The organism is Psychrobacter sp. SCQQ22, from assembly GCF_015864605.1.
Lineage (GTDB): Bacteria > Pseudomonadota > Gammaproteobacteria > Pseudomonadales > Moraxellaceae > Psychrobacter > Psychrobacter fozii.
In genome coordinates, this window is sequence record NZ_JADYWZ010000002.1 from 47104 (window position 1) to 64659 (window position 17556).

General features: G+C 42.9%; 17 protein-coding genes. 5 read left to right on the forward strand and 12 right to left on the reverse strand.

From position 1 onward, the window contains the following. Positions 1–7: 7 nt before the first annotated feature. The 9 genes from I6E84_RS02995 to pheA all read right to left on the reverse strand — a co-directional run bounded on the left by I6E84_RS02995 (position 8) and on the right by pheA (position 8428). Positions 8–154, reverse strand: a complete 147-nt coding sequence (locus I6E84_RS02995) for a hypothetical protein (protein WP_197216058.1) — start codon at positions 152–154, stop codon at positions 8–10. 2 nt (positions 155–156) lie between these two features. Further along, positions 157–786: a hypothetical protein gene (locus I6E84_RS03000; protein WP_197216060.1), complete on the reverse strand. Its 630-nt coding sequence runs from the start codon at positions 784–786 to the stop codon at positions 157–159. A gap of 106 nt (positions 787–892) precedes the next feature. Next, positions 893–1081: a hypothetical protein gene (locus I6E84_RS03005; protein ID WP_197216062.1), complete on the reverse strand. Its 189-nt coding sequence runs from the start codon at positions 1079–1081 to the stop codon at positions 893–895. Between the two features lie 234 nt (positions 1082–1315). Next, positions 1316–1855 carry a 2-amino-4-hydroxy-6-hydroxymethyldihydropteridine diphosphokinase gene (locus I6E84_RS03010; RefSeq protein WP_227681283.1) on the reverse strand — a complete coding sequence of 180 codons (540 nt, stop codon included), beginning with the start codon at positions 1853–1855 and terminating at the stop codon, positions 1316–1318. Beyond that, a complete protein-coding gene (gene folB, locus I6E84_RS03015) occupies positions 1830–2267 on the reverse strand; it encodes a dihydroneopterin aldolase (RefSeq protein ID WP_197216064.1) in 438 nt (145 codons plus the stop codon). The genes I6E84_RS03010 and folB overlap by 26 nt, the downstream gene beginning before the upstream one ends. Before the next feature lie 52 nt (positions 2268–2319). Next, positions 2320–3282, reverse strand: a complete 963-nt coding sequence (rarD, locus tag I6E84_RS03020) for an EamA family transporter RarD (RefSeq protein ID WP_197100343.1) — start codon at positions 3280–3282, stop codon at positions 2320–2322. Positions 3283–3487: 205 nt separating this feature from the next. Beyond that, entirely contained in the window at positions 3488–5794 is a 2307-nt protein-coding gene (locus tag I6E84_RS03025; protein ID WP_197216478.1) for a bifunctional prephenate dehydrogenase/3-phosphoshikimate 1-carboxyvinyltransferase, read from the reverse strand. Between the two features lie 171 nt (positions 5795–5965). Continuing rightward, the gene (gene hisC / locus I6E84_RS03030; protein ID WP_197216066.1) at positions 5966–7108 is read right to left on the reverse strand and encodes a histidinol-phosphate transaminase; all 1143 of its coding nucleotides are present in this window, start codon (positions 7106–7108) and stop codon (positions 5966–5968) included. Between the two features lie 138 nt (positions 7109–7246). Further along, entirely contained in the window at positions 7247–8428 is a 1182-nt protein-coding gene (gene pheA / locus I6E84_RS03035) for a prephenate dehydratase (protein WP_110922886.1), read from the reverse strand. 522 nt (positions 8429–8950) lie between these two features. Between pheA and I6E84_RS03040 the strand changes: the two genes are divergently transcribed. Next, entirely contained in the window at positions 8951–9892 is a 942-nt protein-coding gene (locus I6E84_RS03040) for a transaldolase (RefSeq protein ID WP_110922887.1), read from the forward strand. Positions 9893–10068: 176 nt separating this feature from the next. Next, positions 10069–10566 carry a hypothetical protein gene (locus I6E84_RS03045; RefSeq protein WP_197100339.1) on the forward strand — a complete coding sequence of 166 codons (498 nt, stop codon included), beginning with the start codon at positions 10069–10071 and terminating at the stop codon, positions 10564–10566. 82 nt (positions 10567–10648) lie between these two features. Here I6E84_RS03045 and I6E84_RS03050 read toward each other — a convergent pair whose 3' ends face one another. Continuing rightward, positions 10649–11164 (reverse strand): adenine phosphoribosyltransferase, encoded by a 516-nt coding sequence (locus I6E84_RS03050; RefSeq protein ID WP_413786933.1) that lies wholly within the window; start codon positions 11162–11164, stop codon positions 10649–10651. A gap of 406 nt (positions 11165–11570) precedes the next feature. On the opposite strand from I6E84_RS03050, the gene I6E84_RS03055 reads away from it, so the two are divergent. Together I6E84_RS03055 and I6E84_RS03060 are read left to right on the forward strand one after the other, a co-directional pair. Beyond that, positions 11571–11735, forward strand: a complete 165-nt coding sequence (locus tag I6E84_RS03055; RefSeq protein ID WP_197216069.1) for a rubredoxin — start codon at positions 11571–11573, stop codon at positions 11733–11735. A 27-nt stretch (positions 11736–11762) separates the two neighbouring features. Continuing rightward, positions 11763–12812, forward strand: a complete 1050-nt coding sequence (locus I6E84_RS03060) for an alpha/beta fold hydrolase (protein ID WP_197216070.1) — start codon at positions 11763–11765, stop codon at positions 12810–12812. A 140-nt stretch (positions 12813–12952) separates the two neighbouring features. On the opposite strand, the gene I6E84_RS03065 is transcribed toward I6E84_RS03060, so the two are convergent. Then, complete coding sequence (locus I6E84_RS03065; protein ID WP_227681284.1) at positions 12953–14116, reverse strand: WG repeat-containing protein; 1164 nt, start codon at positions 14114–14116, stop codon at positions 12953–12955. Positions 14117–14628: 512 nt separating this feature from the next. On the opposite strand from I6E84_RS03065, the gene I6E84_RS03070 reads away from it, so the two are divergent. After that, positions 14629–15561, forward strand: coding sequence for a DMT family transporter (locus I6E84_RS03070; protein WP_197216071.1), 933 nt, complete (start codon positions 14629–14631; stop codon positions 15559–15561). A gap of 111 nt (positions 15562–15672) precedes the next feature. On the opposite strand, the gene I6E84_RS03075 is transcribed toward I6E84_RS03070, so the two are convergent. After that, positions 15673–17022: a solute carrier family 23 protein gene (locus tag I6E84_RS03075; RefSeq protein WP_413786934.1), complete on the reverse strand. Its 1350-nt coding sequence runs from the start codon at positions 17020–17022 to the stop codon at positions 15673–15675. Between the last annotated feature and the right edge of the window lie 534 nt (positions 17023–17556).

Consider the following 17556-nt stretch of genomic DNA (forward strand, 5'->3'; position numbering starts at 1 on the left):
ACACCGTCTAACTTTCAGGCACGGGTGGCCAGTTGGTGTTGCTGAAGTCATATCCATCAATACCTTCATCTTTATAACCATATCTGACATCCCAGTAAACATTGTCGGCAAGCAAAGCATAAGTAGATTTTTGCGCATTGGTCAAATTACTCATAATTATTTACCTTGTTCAGAAAAAAGTTTTAAATTAATTGTTTGGTCTTTTTTAGACTTTCCGTATTGCATGTCTAACTTTTTTTGCCATGTTATTAGTTGTTTGTCTAAAGTTTCATCTTCAGTAAAACCATTCGAATATAAAATATTCATGGTCTTTAACTTATAAATTTCATCATCAGGCGATTTCAAAAATTTACCTGACGAATTAACTCTAACAAGACAGGCATCTCCATTAAAATAAAATTTGCCTACATCATTACAGCTAATAGATTGGTTGTATGAACCTTTTACATTCCTATCTGTTGCTCCATAGACATACCATTCGTTATTTAACTTCTCTATAGTTGTAATCTGTCTTTTAAAATAAACCGACTTTCGCCCCACCCCCTCAAAACCCGTATCCCAGCTAATCTCGACCTTGCTGGGCATATAAGCGCCACCTGTAGATGGTTCGCTAGTATAGAAATAATGCCGAGTAATATGCACCCATATCATCTCACCATTATGCAACTTAACTTCTTCATCATATTCGATGGTCATCGTTTTGGGCTTAAATAATGAGCTGCAAGATGATAACGGTAGTAAGCACAAAGCCAGTAGTACGGGTTTGAGGAAGGATTTTATGGTCATGTGATGTTTTCTCTAATAGTGAGAGTGATTTATTATTCTTGTTTACGCCGCCTGCATAGAATAATCTGATGCTAATGAGTTAAATTGACCTAACACCGTCCAACCCTCAGGCACAGGTGTCCAATTGGCGTTTACCAACGGTAAAATTAGTTAACTTGGGATTAACGACGACTGAATGTCCTAACGGCATATTTGCTACAGGATATTTGTCTTCATTCAAGGATTGAAGATGCTCGGAAGGGGATTTATCACAGTCAGACAAAGTAAACATCATGAGTATGATTGCTAAACTCATGATTGGTTTTATCTTCAGAAAATTAATGAGTTTTTGCATGAACGGAAGAATTTCAGAGATAATTAGTAACTAATACTAACAATTGTTTACATACGTGTATAGTTTTTTAGTTTGCGATTACTACACAGATGAAATTGATATTGTTTTAAAAAACGAGGATTTTCAAGCAAGAAGAATGTAGCAGGCTACTAACCATGGGGGTACAGATAATAAGCCAGTGAATTAGAGATGATTCTAAACTAACTCCTCAACCCCTGCGCGTTCATGCGCTTTAAACGGATAGCGATCGGCCATGATTAGCCATTCGGACTTGTGATCAGAAAACGAATTTTTGCTTAGGCTATTTTTATCAGTAACTACTTCTATCAACAGAATATCAATATCCATGGTGACTTTCTTGACTGACGTTTTTGCTACTGCCAAACGTTCTCTACCGCACTCACCTTCCATCTGCTTAAACAACGCTTGCAACTGTTGCAATGTCACAGGTTTTGCCAAACGTAAATAGACACACTGATTGGTATAGTCAGGTTTTGGTAGCTCGATAGTCGCTGTAAAGTCAGGATTTTGAAACGGCGTTGATAACTGTATCTCGCCTAGGGCTGCTAAATCCTTACGAACACGTGGCAAGTGCTTATCGGCTTGGTAATTACTACCCAGTGCCAACATCACCGCCGTCACAGACTGCGCTTGCAACTGTGACGGTACCTGCTTTTCTAGCGTTGCTAAATTCAGCTCAACTGACATTTTATGCATCATCGGCTTGGCTGTCATTAACTTCTTTGGCAGCTTCTTTAGTAGCTAGCTTGTCTGTTGACGCTGATGCATAGCGCGTGATTTGCACCCCAACGGCATCCGCTTGTGCAATAGCAGTCGGCTTCGCAACGCTCAGCGTAATTTTATGACAGGCGTATTTTGTGAGTAGCTTGTCAGCAATTTGACCTGCCAAATGCTCAAGCAGTTTCGCTTTAATCTCTTTACACCACTCGCTGACATCATCGCAGACTGCTTTATAGTTCAGTGCATCATTGACATCATCTGACACAGCAGCAGCGCTAATATCGGTTTCCAGCGCGATATCAATCAGCAGCGGTTGCGTAATCGCCCGCTCCCACTCGTAGACACCGATGACGGCCTCTACTTTTAAACCTTTTACAAATACCACATCAGATTCAGTATGAAACATGCTCTCATCCTTGCTTACTAAGTGTTTAATTAGAGTTTTGAACTTAGTTTTTTTAATTGGTTTGCTGCAGTGCTTCTTCACGCAAGCGCGCTGCTTTTAAGGCCTTGCTTGGGCGATGACGCCATAGGTCAATGCTGAATAATAGCAGACCTAACCAAATCAAGCCAAAGACCGCTAAACGATGTAAATCAAATGGCTCTTTATAATAAAATACAGCCAAAAAGAAAATAAAGGTCGGGGTCAGATAATTCATAAAGCTTAAAATACTAAAAGCGACCATCTTAGTCGATTTATTAAATAGCAATAATGGTATCAGTGTAATAGGACCTGCAATCATTAACAGCCAAATATCCGACGTAAACCAAAAGCTCAGTTGGCTACTGACCACATCAGACTGCCAAAACCACCAAAGAAAAATAGGGACGAGCATCGTGGTTTCGACAAACATCGCATCGACAGGCGTGAGCGGCGTTTGACGCTGAATCGTACCATAGGTACTGAAACTAAAGGCTAGCACAAGCGATAGCCACGGTAAACTACCGATCATAACCACTTGAATGACCACAGATAACAGTGCAAATCCAATAGCGACCCACTGCAAGCGTCGCAAGCGCTCCTTGAACAAAATCATCGATAGCGCGACACCAACGAGCGGGCCAATAAAGTAACCCAAACTCGCCTCAAGGATACGGTCATGATTGACCGCCCATACGTATGTGAGCCAGTTAGTCGCAATGATAATACCTGATATAAAAGTTAATGCGATCCATTTTGGATTTTGCTTCAGGGTATCTATCCATTGCCAGCGCTTGGTCACGACCACTACGATGAGTAAACATGCAAACGTCCAAACAATACGATGACCGATAATTTCTGTCGCATTGTAGGCAGCCAGTTGTTTAAAATAAAGGGGAAAAGCACCCCAAATACAGAAAGCGATAAGCGCGGTGATGATACCGCTTCTCGTCGTTTTGATAGGGACTACGGGTTTTTTGACAATATTTTGGGTGGTCATAATAAAATACAACGTGTTAGAGCAAAGCGCGATCTCACCTACTTCTATCAATCATATAAACATAGAAGCAGGTGCGCAGGGTTACTACAGATAAGGTAAAAAGTAAAAAAGCAATGCGTTGATACCAGTTTGGGCATCAACACATTGCTAACGATAAACGCTGTTTTAAAAAACTATTTTACGTAAAGCTCAATCAATAATCATACTAGGCATTAGTGCTATCAACTTGGATAGACATACCAATATGATTGGCCAATTCTGCAAATCCTGGGAAGCTGGTGTTAACGGTCTCCACCCCTTCGATAGTGATCTGCTCAGACGCACGTAAACTCGCAACCGCAAAACTCATGGCAATACGGTGGTCATGGTGCGAGATAATGTGACCACCACCGAATACAGGCTGGCTGTTATTGACTTCGTGGTTCTCGCTTTCTGTACCTTGACCTTCAATGCTCTTACCCTCAATAATTAGCCCATCATCCGTCACGGTACAATCAATACCGAGAGTATGCAATCCTTCAGCCATGACCGCAATACGATCAGATTCTTTAACACGCAACTCTTTGGCACCAGTCAATACCGTACGGCCTTTTGCACAGCTAGCAGCGATAAACAATACTGGGAACTCATCAATCGCCAACGGTACGAGATGCTCTGGTATCTCAATACCCACTAGGTTTGAACCACGAATCGTAATATCAGCGACTGGTTCGCCACCGACATGAGTCTCATTGCTCAAGCTAATATCAGCCTGCATCAGCTTTAAGATATCAATAATGCCCGTGCGGGTCGGATTGATACCCACTTGTGTTAAGGTCAACTCGCTACCTTGGCTAATCGCAGCAGCGACCATAAAGAATGCTGCTGAAGAAATATCAGCAGGCACAGCGATATCACCGCCTGTTAGCTGACCACCACCTGTGACACTGATACGATTACCTTCTACCGTCACTGGATAACCAAAGGCGGATAGCATACGCTCGGTATGGTCGCGGCTGACTTCAGGTTGGATAACAGTCGTTGTACCTTCGCTCCACAGTCCCGCCAGCAATAAGCAAGACTTGACCTGTGCAGACGCTACTGGCATATCATATTCAGCACCTTGCAGCGGCTTACCAACCGTCTCACGACCAGTAATGCTAAGTGGTGCGGTACCACTATGCCCTGTGCTTTGAATCACAGCACCCATGGCGCGAAGTGGTGCAGCCACACGTTCCATCGGACGTTTGTTTAAACTGGTATCACCTGTCAATACGCTATCAAATGACTGTGCCGCCAAGATACCTGATAGCAGACGCATACTGGTGCCTGAGTTGCCCATATATAACGGTGTCTTACTTGGTTTGAGTCCATTCATACCAACACCATGAATGGTCAATTTGCCGTTATCAGGCCCTTCAATCGTCACACCCATGTCACGAAATGCTTGCAAGGTCGCAAGTGCATCTTCCCCTTCCAAAAACCCAGTGACATGCGTGACACCTGTTGCAAGGCTGCCAAGCATGATACTGCGATGAGAGATAGATTTGTCACCAGGAATGGTAATGGTGCCTGAAACGGTATTGCTAGGAGTAATATTATAAGATGCTGACATGGCAGAAGTATCCGTATAAGGGGTGCTGGCTAACATATGGCCAAAATGTCGCCGTGCGGCTTGCGCTCGGCCTAAAAGTCCCATCAGGGCGGTTGAATCTTTATCAATGATAAGCTGACGCATGGTCTGTAGATAGACGCCATACTCATCAAGGGCGCTAACAATCGCGCTTTCGTTGGCAAAAAATATATCGTGCCACATTTTAGGATCGCTGGCAGCAATGCGGCTGAAATCACGGAACCCGCCCGCTGCATAGCGAAACATATCTAAATTATCATCATGACTGGCTAACTGCTCAACCAGATTAAAAGCGAGCAAATGCGGCAAATGACTGGTATGCGCTAAGATCGAATCATGATGCTCGGCTTCCATTGACATGACATTTGCACCCACTGATTCCCATAATAGTCGCAACTTAGCAATAGCTGCACTACTGGTCGTCGGTAGCTCACAGATAATGACACTATGATTGACAAATAAACTGGCGCGTCTGGCATGATATCCTGAATTCTCAGCACCAGCAATCGGATGCGCTGGCACTAGTCCCGTCGGTAGCGAACCAAACACCGATTTGGCGGCATCGATGATATTGACCTTGGTACTACAAACATCACTAATAATGCAATCAGTCGCCAGTTGTCCATTGTCCATCGCAGTTTTGATATCGACGAGCACTGCTTGTACAGCTTGTACTGGCACAGCGATGACGATCAGATCACTGCCAGCGACCACATCACTCAATGCTGAACTTCCCGCGTCTAGTAAGCCATGTTGAATGGCCTCCTCAATGCTTGGCGTGTGTCTATCAACAGCGACCAAACGCTCACTGAGACCATTGTCTTTGATGCCTTGAGCAAGACTGGCACCAATGAGTCCAAGTCCAATGACACAAACTTGCTCGAATCGTGGCATCTGCATATTGGTAAGCGATTTTTTATTATTTTGTTGACTGTCTTTTTGGCTATTCACGGCTTTTCTCATTGAACAAATTAACGTCCGTTTAGATATATCAGTGTCGAAAAAACTCACGTTCTCGTTATACATTTAAGGGTAGTTTGACTTACTTTAAAAATACACGAATAGTATTATTTAATCGTCAGTTAAAATAGAGCGTAACGTATCGATTAAGCGTAGATTGTCTTCTGCTAAACCAACAGTGATACGTAGCCAGTTATGTAGACCATAAGCAGCTAATGGACGGATGATAACACCCTGCTCTAGTAACGCTTCATGGATAGAAGCAGCAGTTATATCTTCCATCTCAACCTCTATTTTTACCATAATAAAGTTAGCATGTGACTTGATAAACCCTAACCCTAGCGCATCAAACTGCTTTTCCAACCAACGCATTTGCTCATCATTCATCAGACGCGTTCTTTCAATAAAGTCCTGATCCGCAAGTGCGGCGGCTGCGGCTGCCAAACCGATACGACTGACATTAAAGGGCTGACGAATACGGTTCAGTAGATCAGCAACGGCGACTGAGCTCAGAGCATAACCAACGCGCAAGCCAGCCAATCCATACGCTTTGGAAAAAGTACGGACGATGACGACATTATCAAACTCGTCGAGCAGCGCCCGATTGTTACTTTCAGGGCTGTACTCGATATAAGCTTCATCTAACACCACCAAGACTGAGCTTGGCACACTCGCCATAAACGCGTACAACTCTTTATGCGCAAGCTGAGTGCCTGTTGGGTTATTAGGATTGGCAATAAACACGAGCTTAGTATTAGGGTTGTCCTGAACCGCTTGGCTCATGGCTTTCAGATCATGACCAAAGCGCTGAGCAGGCACTTCCACATCCATAGCACCTTGCATCTTCGCTAACATCGAATACACCACAAAGGCATACTGACTATAAACGATCGCATCACCAGCACCAACAAAGCTACGCGCCAAGATATCAAGCAAATCATCAGAACCATTACCCAAGGTAATCTGGTCGACATTGACGTCATTAAAATCAGCCAATGCTTGCTTTAAATAATAGCCATTACCATCAGGATAACGTGCCAGCTGTCCTAGTTGCTCAGTAATTGCGAGCGTGACTTTCGGCGAGCACCCTACTGGATTCTCATTACTCGCAAGCTTCACCACATCTGAGATGCCGTATTCACGCGTTAATTCTTCTACTGGCTTGCCTGCCTGATAAGGTGCCAATGATAAAATACTGGCATAGGCAGGTACAAGCGGTGACAAGCTTGACTCTATCGACTGAGATGATTGCATGATTTATCCTTAGATGTGAGAACGCACCTATTATGGGTTAAGCCTGTGAATCTTAGTGGTGGCGACCAGTTGTTATACGCTATGACTGAAAGACAATAGCTTAAAGACAGTAGCGTATAACGATAGCGCTTATGAGATCTATAATACCGCTTTTGGATATGAGCCCAATACACGTAAATCTTTCACTAATGGACGGATATCATTGATGGCCGCACTGACATTTGGATTGTCAATATGACCGTCCATATCAATAAAGAAAACGTATGCCCACTTATTAGGACGTTCAGGACGTGTTTCGATACTGGTCATAGACACGCCATGATAAGACAATGGCTTGAGTATCTCGATTAGCGCGCCTGCTTTATCATGGGCAGAGACGACGATAGAGGTTTTGTCTTGTCCTGATGGCGCAATCGCTTCATGACCAATGATGAGGAAACGTGTGGTATTACTTGGATTGTCTTCGATGTTTGAGTAGAGCTTATGTAGGTCATACTCTGCCGCCGCTACATCGCCGGCAATCGCAGCTGAGTGCCATTCGTTTTTCAGACGACGCGCCGCTTCACCATTACTCGATACAGCAACACGCTCAACATTAGGGAAATTTACATCGAGCCAATGACGGCATTGTGCCAATGATTGCTGATGAGAATAGATACGACTTAACGCCTCTACCTTAGTGTGTTCAGCGACCAAGAAGTTCTGATGAATAGGCAGCTCAACTTCACCAATAATCTTTAAGGTAGACGATAAAAAGCCATCTAAAGTATGGTTGACCACACCCTCTGAAGAGTTTTCAACAGGTACCACACCATACATCGCTGTGCCCGCTTCCACTTCACGGAACACATCAGTAATGGTCGTCATCGGTACCGTGTCAGCAGCCTTGCCAAAATGTTTAAGCGCGGCAGCATGCGTAAAGGTGCCAACAGGACCCAAGAACGCAATGCGTTGCGGCGCTTCTAAATCCAAGCAAACTGACATGATTTCGCGGAATAAACGTGCCATCTTTTCATCAGCGATTGGGCCAGCGTTACGCTCCATGACAGCTTTTAGCACTTGAGCTTCGCGCTCAGGACGATAAAAAATAGGATTGCTACTTTCAGTCGCCGAGCTATTAGCAATATGATTTTTCTTAACTGCGGCCACTTGCTGAGCCAGCTTGGCACGGTTATTAATCAACGTCTGAATTTCACAGTCTACTGCATCGATGTTTTGACGAATATTATTCAAAAACTCTTTTTCAGTCGCGGTATCGCTAGTGCCTGCAATGCCCTGATTTAGGTTATCTATGTTTTGCTCTGGTGACTGCTCACTCATTACCGCCCATCCTTTTTCTAATATTATTACTGAGTTTTATAACTGTTAGGTACTACTAATATAAATACTAATATATTGGTTCTAAATACTTGGCATATCGTCAAAATTCATAAACGTTTAGGTAGTCGCTGTTAAGATATCGCTATTGAGATAAAGCATTCTAGCAATCATGCTTAGGATAAATGACATTCTATCAAATAATCTATCAAAAACACGTTAACTGCCTAAACCTGTCTAGCACTGTTGCGACAGGCTGACAATACATCAGCTAGCAAATGTAGCGGCCAAACCACTGACCCGCTCTACTATAACAAAAACTATGGTCAGTGCCCATGTGTAAATACGTGTAAACCCGTGAATATTAGCAAAGTTATAAGATATGACAGAAATGCACGGTCAAACTATGGGGCAATATTGGCTCAAAACTGTGTTACAGTTTAAAACCAACAACAGATAGCACTATAAATAAGAAAACAACCAATTAATGAATGGCATTATAAATTGAAAAATAGAGGATATTAGATGAACGCATTACAACAGCTTCGTACCATGACCACCATTGTCGCTGATACCGGAGACCTTACCGCCATTGCGCGTCTAAAACCTATCGATGCAACCACCAACCCAAGCTTAATCACCAAGGCACTCATCCATCCTGATAATCAAGGCATGCTATCAGAAACCATGAGCCGCCATAATGGCGATATAGATGCTGTGATTGATGCACTTACCATTCAGATTGGCTGTGATATTCTAGAACTCATCGAAGGCCGAGTATCTACCGAAGTCGATGCACGCTTGTCTTATGACACTCAAGCAACGATTGATAAAGCCTTAGCGTTTATGGACGCTTATCAAAAGGCAGGTATCAACTCAGACCGTGTGTTGATTAAGATGGCCGCGACTTGGCAGGGTATTGAAGCTGCTCGCTATCTTGAGACCCAAAATATCCACTGTAATCTGACACTATTGTTTGGACAGCACCAAGCGATTGCGTGTGCCGATGCTGGCGTGACATTGATATCACCGTTCGTGGGTCGTATCCTAGACTGGCAAAAACGCCAACAGAATCGCCAAAACGTGCCAGCCTCTGACGACATGGGCGTACAGTCAGTGAAGCGTATCTACCAATATTACAAACAGCATGACTATTACACCCAAGTCATGGGAGCAAGCTTCCGCTCAACAGAGCAGATACTGGCGCTAGCAGGTTGTGACCTATTAACCATTGCACCTAATCTCATTGATGAGCTTGCAGCGATGGACACTGAAGTCGTGCAGCAGCTGTCATCGAGCATGTCATTGGATATGGCAGATATGACCCGCGTGAGTTTGACGCACGAAGAGTTCAGTGCGGCCTATCAAAAAGATACGGTCACACAAGACTTACTACCAAAAGGTATCGATGGTTTTATCAATGCGCGTGATGAGCTTGCTAAGATGCTAGCGACTATACGTAGTTAAGACACGAAGTTAAAACACGAAGTTAAGATTCACAATCACTGATGCAGTCACTGGCGCAGCCACTAATAGCGATAATACTCTGCAAACTGTAACAACAGGCAATAAAAGAAAGTTGCCTGCTAATAGCAAGTTGGCTATTATGGCCCATTTCCAACAACCAGAAGCAAGGCTTGATTATGAAGCGGCTATCAATGTTATTAGTAAGCGGTGCTCTCGCAGTCAGTGCGCATGCAGTGGACTGGTCAAAAGTATCAGAGAGTCAAACTGGATCAATTTTTAGCTTAGACTTGGAATCTATCGAAGGCTCCGACATCAATATCATAGACGAAAAAGACGTCGAAAATATCACTGTGTCTATTCGTCGAACCTATCCTACACAAACGAATGAGCCGAAAGAAGATAACGCAAAAAAAGATAACGTCAAGAAAGACAAAGCAAAAAAAGACAACATTCATCATAGCGACCAGCAACTACTAATTTCTTGCAAAGATGCCAGTTACTACAGACGTGCCTATGTGAACTACGGAGCTAAGGATAAAGTATTGGCCTCTTGGCAGTCAGAAAAGCCAATACTAACCACCAAGGACTTTAAAACCACGACGCCCAATACAGTCGGACGGACACTAGTAGAACAAGCTTGTGAAAACTACGAGCAAGCCAAAGAAACCGCTTAAAATAAAAAAGCGCGCTGAATAATATCAGCGCGCTTTTTTATTTTAAATACCTAGGGCGTATTTTAGCCTGTAAATACTACTGCTAAGCTTTCAACACCGTATAAACAGGTACTGGAAATTCACCATGCAAATCAATCAAGTCTAGCAATACCAAAGCACCAACGACAGTATGTTCTGCTGAGCAGCACAGCTCATAAGCAGTGGTTAGCGTACCACCAGTCGCTAAGATATCATCAACCAGCAATACACGCTCAGGCGGCAAATTATTTTGCATTTCCAGCGTATCTTTACCATACTCTAAAGCATAGGCTTTATTCGCAACGGGTGGTGGCAGCTTACCGGGTTTACGTAGCAAAATCATACCCTTGCCCAAACGGCCTGCCAGCAAACTTGCAAACACAAACCCACGTGCTTCTACAGCCCCAAAACAATCTACCTCGTCCATCAACCCTTCTGGCAGTGCGGCAAGTAATGCATCAATGACCTCGTTGATATGACTGCGCAGTAACGGTGTAATATCATAAAAATCAATGCCAACTTTTGGGAAGTTTGGTACTGTGCGAATAACTTGCCAAAATGGATGATCGGTATTGAGCATATTAGACGGCTCGTTTTCGGTGTTTGTAGATGTAGCAGCGGCACTAGTGCTCATGGACAACCCTTAGCTTATATGGCTTAGACAATAACTGAATAGTAACTGGATGATACTGTATCAACGATAAATGATGGCTAATACGGTGAGTTTAGTGGCAGTCATTATAGCATAATCGATATTAGCATTGAGGCTAGGCTATCAGGCTTGTCGCTTATCAGTTTTGGGACAGAACCAATCTCTCTCTTGATAAAAGCAAAGCAATCTCAATATACAAGTGTAAACTTAACTACGAAAATCACGGTTATATGCTAAACTACGTGCGCTTTCGCAGTCTAATATAATGACTGTAATCCCAAATATAAGTGTCAATAGCGCACTGTAACACTAGTAATGATCGATAGGACTATTTATGAAACGTTATGAATGTATTGTCTGTGGCTGGATATATGATGAAGAGCTCGGCTGCCCAGAAGAAGGAATCACACCAGGTACCAAATGGGATGACATCCCTGATGACTGGACGTGCCCAGAGTGCGGTGTAGGAAAGCTTGATTTTGAGATGATTGAGCTGTAGTAGACGACTCGCTAATTAGGACACTTCATGACTATATCAAATGATATCAATAATGCCAAAGTAAGTGCCAAGCCATCTGCAAGCCTTGATGACAGCGTAGGGAGCTACCCTACTGCTGAGTGGCAAAAGTTTGGCGCGCATCAATGGTGCGACTCTGACTTGAGCAAACACCTGTATCAATCGATGATTAACATCGGTGATGGTATTGAACTCTGTGTCGAGGCTGGTGGCAATCCTAATAACCCACCACTGCTGATGATTATGGGGCTTGGCTCACAGATGATATTTTGGCCAGATAACTTCATTAAGCGCCTTATTGATGCGGGATTCTTTGTGATTCGTTTTGATAATCGTGATATTGGCTTGTCTTCTAAAGTTCAAATTGATGGTCTACCGCGTATCAGTCAACTAAAAATGATGATGCGTTTGCAAACAGGTCTGTCTAATAAAAGTACGCAAGTTGCTTATAATTTGACAGACATGGCAGAGGATACCGTGCGCTTAATTAAGGCACTGCAGTTGGGTAAAACACACATAATAGGCGCTTCTATGGGCGGTATGATTGCCCAAATCGTAGCGGCACGTTATCCAAGCCTAGTACAACGCATGGCATTGATGTTTACCACGACCAACCGTGCTTTTTTAAAGCCACCAAAACCAAAGCAGCTATACACACTCATTAATCGTCCTGAAAGCCATTCTGAGCGTGATATTGTGCGTCATAGCGTCTGGTTTATGAAAACCGTCGGCACACCCGGACATGTCAATGTGCGTATGGTGCGTGAAATTGCCAAAATTCGCTATCAACGCAATTTTCATCCGCTCGGTACGGTGCAACAACTCAACGCTATTTTGGCATCAGGTTCTATCAGCCGGTTTAGCAAACAAGTCAAAGCACCGACTATCGTGCTACATGGTAGCGCAGATGGCTTAATTCCTGCGTCACAGGGCCGAGTCGTTGCCAAGACCATTCCTAATGCCACGTTCCATCTAATCGAAGGCATGGCGCATGACATTCCTGAGTATTATCAGCCATATATGGTTGATTTGATTGGCTCGCACTTATTAGAAAAATAGTTTTTAAAACGCTAGTGGCTTAACTGCTTCACATAAAAAAGAGTGTAAAACCTATTATCAACTCATAGGCTTACACTCTTTTTTATTGCTAGAATACGACCTAAATATTTTACATGGGTCTTTAAACATAAGGGCAGCCTCTACTCACAACTGATACTAGTCCCTTCTTTATCAATGCACATTTTATTACCATTTTTTAGATTACCAATCCACGCCTTACCATCCGTAAATACAAACGCAGGCTTACCTTTGTAGCTGTCATTCTCAGACACACCGCTGTCAGAAAAACGAAACGGAATCACAAGCTCACCACCAAGACTGAGAAACCCCCAGTCTTTACCAATTCGTATGCCAGCTAAGCCTTCGGAAAATGACTGCACCTCATCAAACGAATACGTAATCATAATCACGTTATTATCATCAACAAAACCCCACTTACCATCTTGTTGGCTCGGCTGCAATGTCGTAAAACGATTGAGAGGTGCTGTCTTTGATTGGGCAAGACCGGATTTGGCAGAATTAGATTCTGATGAAGAGGGTCCATCATCATCTTTGCCATTTGGATCACTGGTCGTATTGCCGTTTTTATCCAACCAACTGATTGCTCGGCTTTTATTGACGCGAGCTACGCCACCTCGATAATCATCGATATCACTAATCGCTGCCGAAAATGGCACAATGGTTTTATTGGCGGTGTTAATTACTCCATAGTTACCATTTTTTTTCACGACTATACGGCCTTCCGAGACTCCTCTTGCCCAGCCTGCTGACTCACCTAATAGGTCATAAACGACTGGCACAACCTCACGACCCTGCATATTGATGTAACCAACTTTATTGCTGCGTTGTACGGGGATTAGGCCGCCAGCGATTTTATCTGCCTTGATCTCTTGATAACGTGATAAATCAACGACAGCTTTGCCTTTACTATTAATCAAAGCCACTGGCGCACCGAAATCTTTTATTGCCAAAAAATAACCGCTACTTGACGTACAAGAGACGTTTTTATAATAGCTCTTGGGCAATTTACAACTTGCAGCATGCGCGGGCATACCCATCACAATGGCCAATAAAGCTCCAAGACACAGGTAAAGCGCATATGTTGGAGATGACCATAAACGGACTAAAGCAGATAATGGTGAAAAAGACAAAGAACGTTGACGCATAAATAACCCTAAACTAAAAGTATGGTGGCGTTTTAAACCTTCACGACTGGCTGACAACTCACTTAGCACTAATATCGCACTTAATGCGATTAACACACTTAATATAGTGCCATCACCTAGTGAATATAGTAAGCCCATGCTAGGGCGTGTCATCGATTAGATTGTGAGGCTTAAAATGAGAGAAATTGTAGATAAACAAGGAAGAAATTGCCATTAATATGAATATATTGACAAAATTTCTAACGATGTTTAGCCATTTTAAGGCCACTAAATGTATTAATGTGCTAATTGATGACACGCCCTTATAACTTATGACTATTATAAACCCTCACATTGATAAATAGCGAATAGCTACCTAGTTTTAAGATTGCTAGCATGACAATGTCATAGTACAGCTATCCGAATAAAAACCTTAATCTATTTATTTCTAATATTTTTTTATGATTCTTGTTTTTCTTTAAAAATGTTTGCTAATTGCCTAGCAAGGCATTCATTTTTTAAGCCAAAACGTTTACAGTGAGACTTATATAAAATCGAGCATTACTCAAATTAGCTTGTCGTACTATTACCATCATTTTATTGTCTATAAATGATATCACTCCAACAACGTAACATCACTTTAGTCATAAGTATTAAAGTAAGGATAATTTATGGCAGTGACCTCTTCGCGCTCTGCATCTATCGGCTTGGTCATCGGCTGTATCATTTTTGGTTTGGGTAGTTTGATTGTGGCTCATGTGGATGTGGGCGGTTGGGCAATGGCCTTTTGGCGACTGGCCATCTCTGGTGTCATATTTACCGTACTGGCCAAACTAACAGGGCAACATTTGCCACGTTCAAGGCGTGCCATCATTTATGGTTTATTGTCAGGGGCGTTTTTGGGGTTAGATTTGGCGCTATGGCATGAGAGTATTTATGCGGTCGGACCTGGTATTTCAACCCTGCTTAATAGCTTACAGATTTTCTTTTTAGCCGCTATCGGATTTTTGTATTTTGCAGAGCGTCAGTCTATCTTGCAACTGATCAGCTTGTGCCTTGCCATGTTGGGTGTGGCCATGATTGGCAGCCCTGAGTTTGCACATAACACAGATGCCATTTGGGGCTTTGTGACGGGTATTCTATCAGGAGCTATGCTAGCTGCTTCTATGACCTTTATTCGCAAAACTCATGACACAGAACCCACACCCATATTTGTATTGATGCAATTGGTCAGTATTGGTGGCGTATTAGCCATGATTGTACCGATGTTCATATTTGATATGGGACACATATTACCCAATACCTGGTCTGAGATTGGGTGGATACTGATTTATGGAGCCGTCATGCAATGCTTGGCATGGGGCCTGATTGCTTACTCTATCCCTAAGATGTCACTGGCATTGACAGGATTGCTCCTATTGAGTGAACCAGTAGCCGCATTGATAATTGACTATAGCTGGCTAGACAAACCTATCAATACCTTGCAATGGAGCGGCGCATTATTGACCATGTTTGCCATTTATTTAGGATCGTTAAAGCCCAAACCACGTGCCCTACGCCGTTATCGGTTTTTTGCACGCTTTTATAAACGTAAGTATAAATAATCTTGGCAATTTTATCCAATAAAAAGCACCCATGCTATCGATAGCATGGGTGCTTTTTTAAAACTATCAGTTTAGTTCAGATATTCGATAAATACTCTGAAACTTAACCTATTATTTAGCTAACGATTTATTAGCAGCCTTCATCTCAGCACTTTGATTAAACAATGCATTTAATACGATAGCTGCCAACGTAGCTGTACCGATACCGCCCAAATCAAAACCACCTAGGTGTAAGCTGAAGTTACCTGTGCCCATGATGACAGTGACCGCAGCAATAATTAAGTTGCTGTTTTTGCTAAAATCAATATGATTGTCTATCCAGATTTTCACACCTGCAAGTGCAATTAAGCCAAACACGACGATGGACGCGCCGCCCAATAATGCCCCTGGTATCGTCTGAATGATGGCACCAAACTTTGGTGATAGCCCAAGTATGATGGCAACCACACCCGCTACAACAAATATCGTCGTGCTATATACTTTAGTCACTGCCATAACACCAATATTTTCGGCATAAGTGGTTACACCTGTACCACCAAATCCTGCTGAAAAAGTCGTCGCTAAACCATCTGCAAAAAATGCGCGACCCATATAAGGCGTTACACGAGCCTTGGTCATGCCTTCAACGGCTTTAAAATGCCCTAAGTTTTCAGCGACCAAAATAAAGGCCACAGGCGCAATAAGAATAATGGCATTTTTATCAAAACTAGGCGTATGAATCGTTGGTAAACCGAACCATGAAGCGGCTGCCACACTACTAAAATCAATCGGCGACCCAAAGCCTAGGACGTTAGTCATTACAAAATAGGCAAGATACGACAGTATCAGACCAACCAATAGTAGTAATCGACGCAACATACCACCTGTAAACACAGCCACACCACTAATCAATAGTACCGTCAATGTCGCCATCCAAGCGTCAAACTGATTACTAGACACTCCCTGAATAGTCACTGGTGCTAAATTAAGACCAATAATCATCACGATAGCACCAGTAACGATAGGTGGCATCAGACGCTCAATCCAGCCGGTGCCTGTTTTCATCACCAGCAGTCCAATCAACGAATAGATGATACCGCACGCCATAATGCCACCCAAAGCGACACTTAAATTATCATTGAACCCTGCACCTGCATACGCGGTAACAGCAATGACTGGACCGATGAAAGCGAAGCTTGAGCCCAAGTAACTTGGCATACGCCCGCCTGTGATCATAAAAAACATCACAGTACAGATACCTGACATCAAAATAGCCAAGTTAGGATCAAAACCCATTAGCAATGGCGCCAGTACCGTCGCCCCAAACATCGCAAACGTGTGCTGTACACCTAGCAATACACTTTTTGATGGTGGCAAGTATTCATTGATACCAACTGGATCACGATCCAAATCACCCTGATAAGAACGCCAAGTTGGAAACCAACGACCGTTTTCAAAATCTGGGTTTTTTGGATAGCTCATGGCTGCTGAATCAATACCTGCAGCTTCTAGTGCGTTGTGAGCCGATGGCTCTTGGGCGCTATTTTCTGAATGTGAGGAAGGGTCTTTTTGAGAGGGCATGCGCTTATCCTATGTGAGCTGAGCTAAAATAATAGGCGACAATAAATGATGGAATCAAAACTGAGTCAAATCGTGAATTCAATAGATAAAGAGATGGAGGTAAAGATGAATATAGTCGATTCAATTTAAAAGTAGTACAAGGCAACCGAGTGCAGATGTATATCAAATACTTCAAGCGAGGTTAACGCTGTCATGCTTTTATAGTGGAATGACTATAGCAAGCTTTACATCCTTTCATTTATAATATGTCGCCCTAATTCATTCATTTATGTTGCAATATGGCAAACCAAAAGTATTATTTGGTATGATGACCATGTTTTGCTAGATGTATCAGGTCGGATATGTTCTACTAAAAACGATTTCGGCCGTTATGTACTCAACGTACTTTATAGCGACAACCAACTTACAGGATGTTACACGGCAGTTGACTCCGAG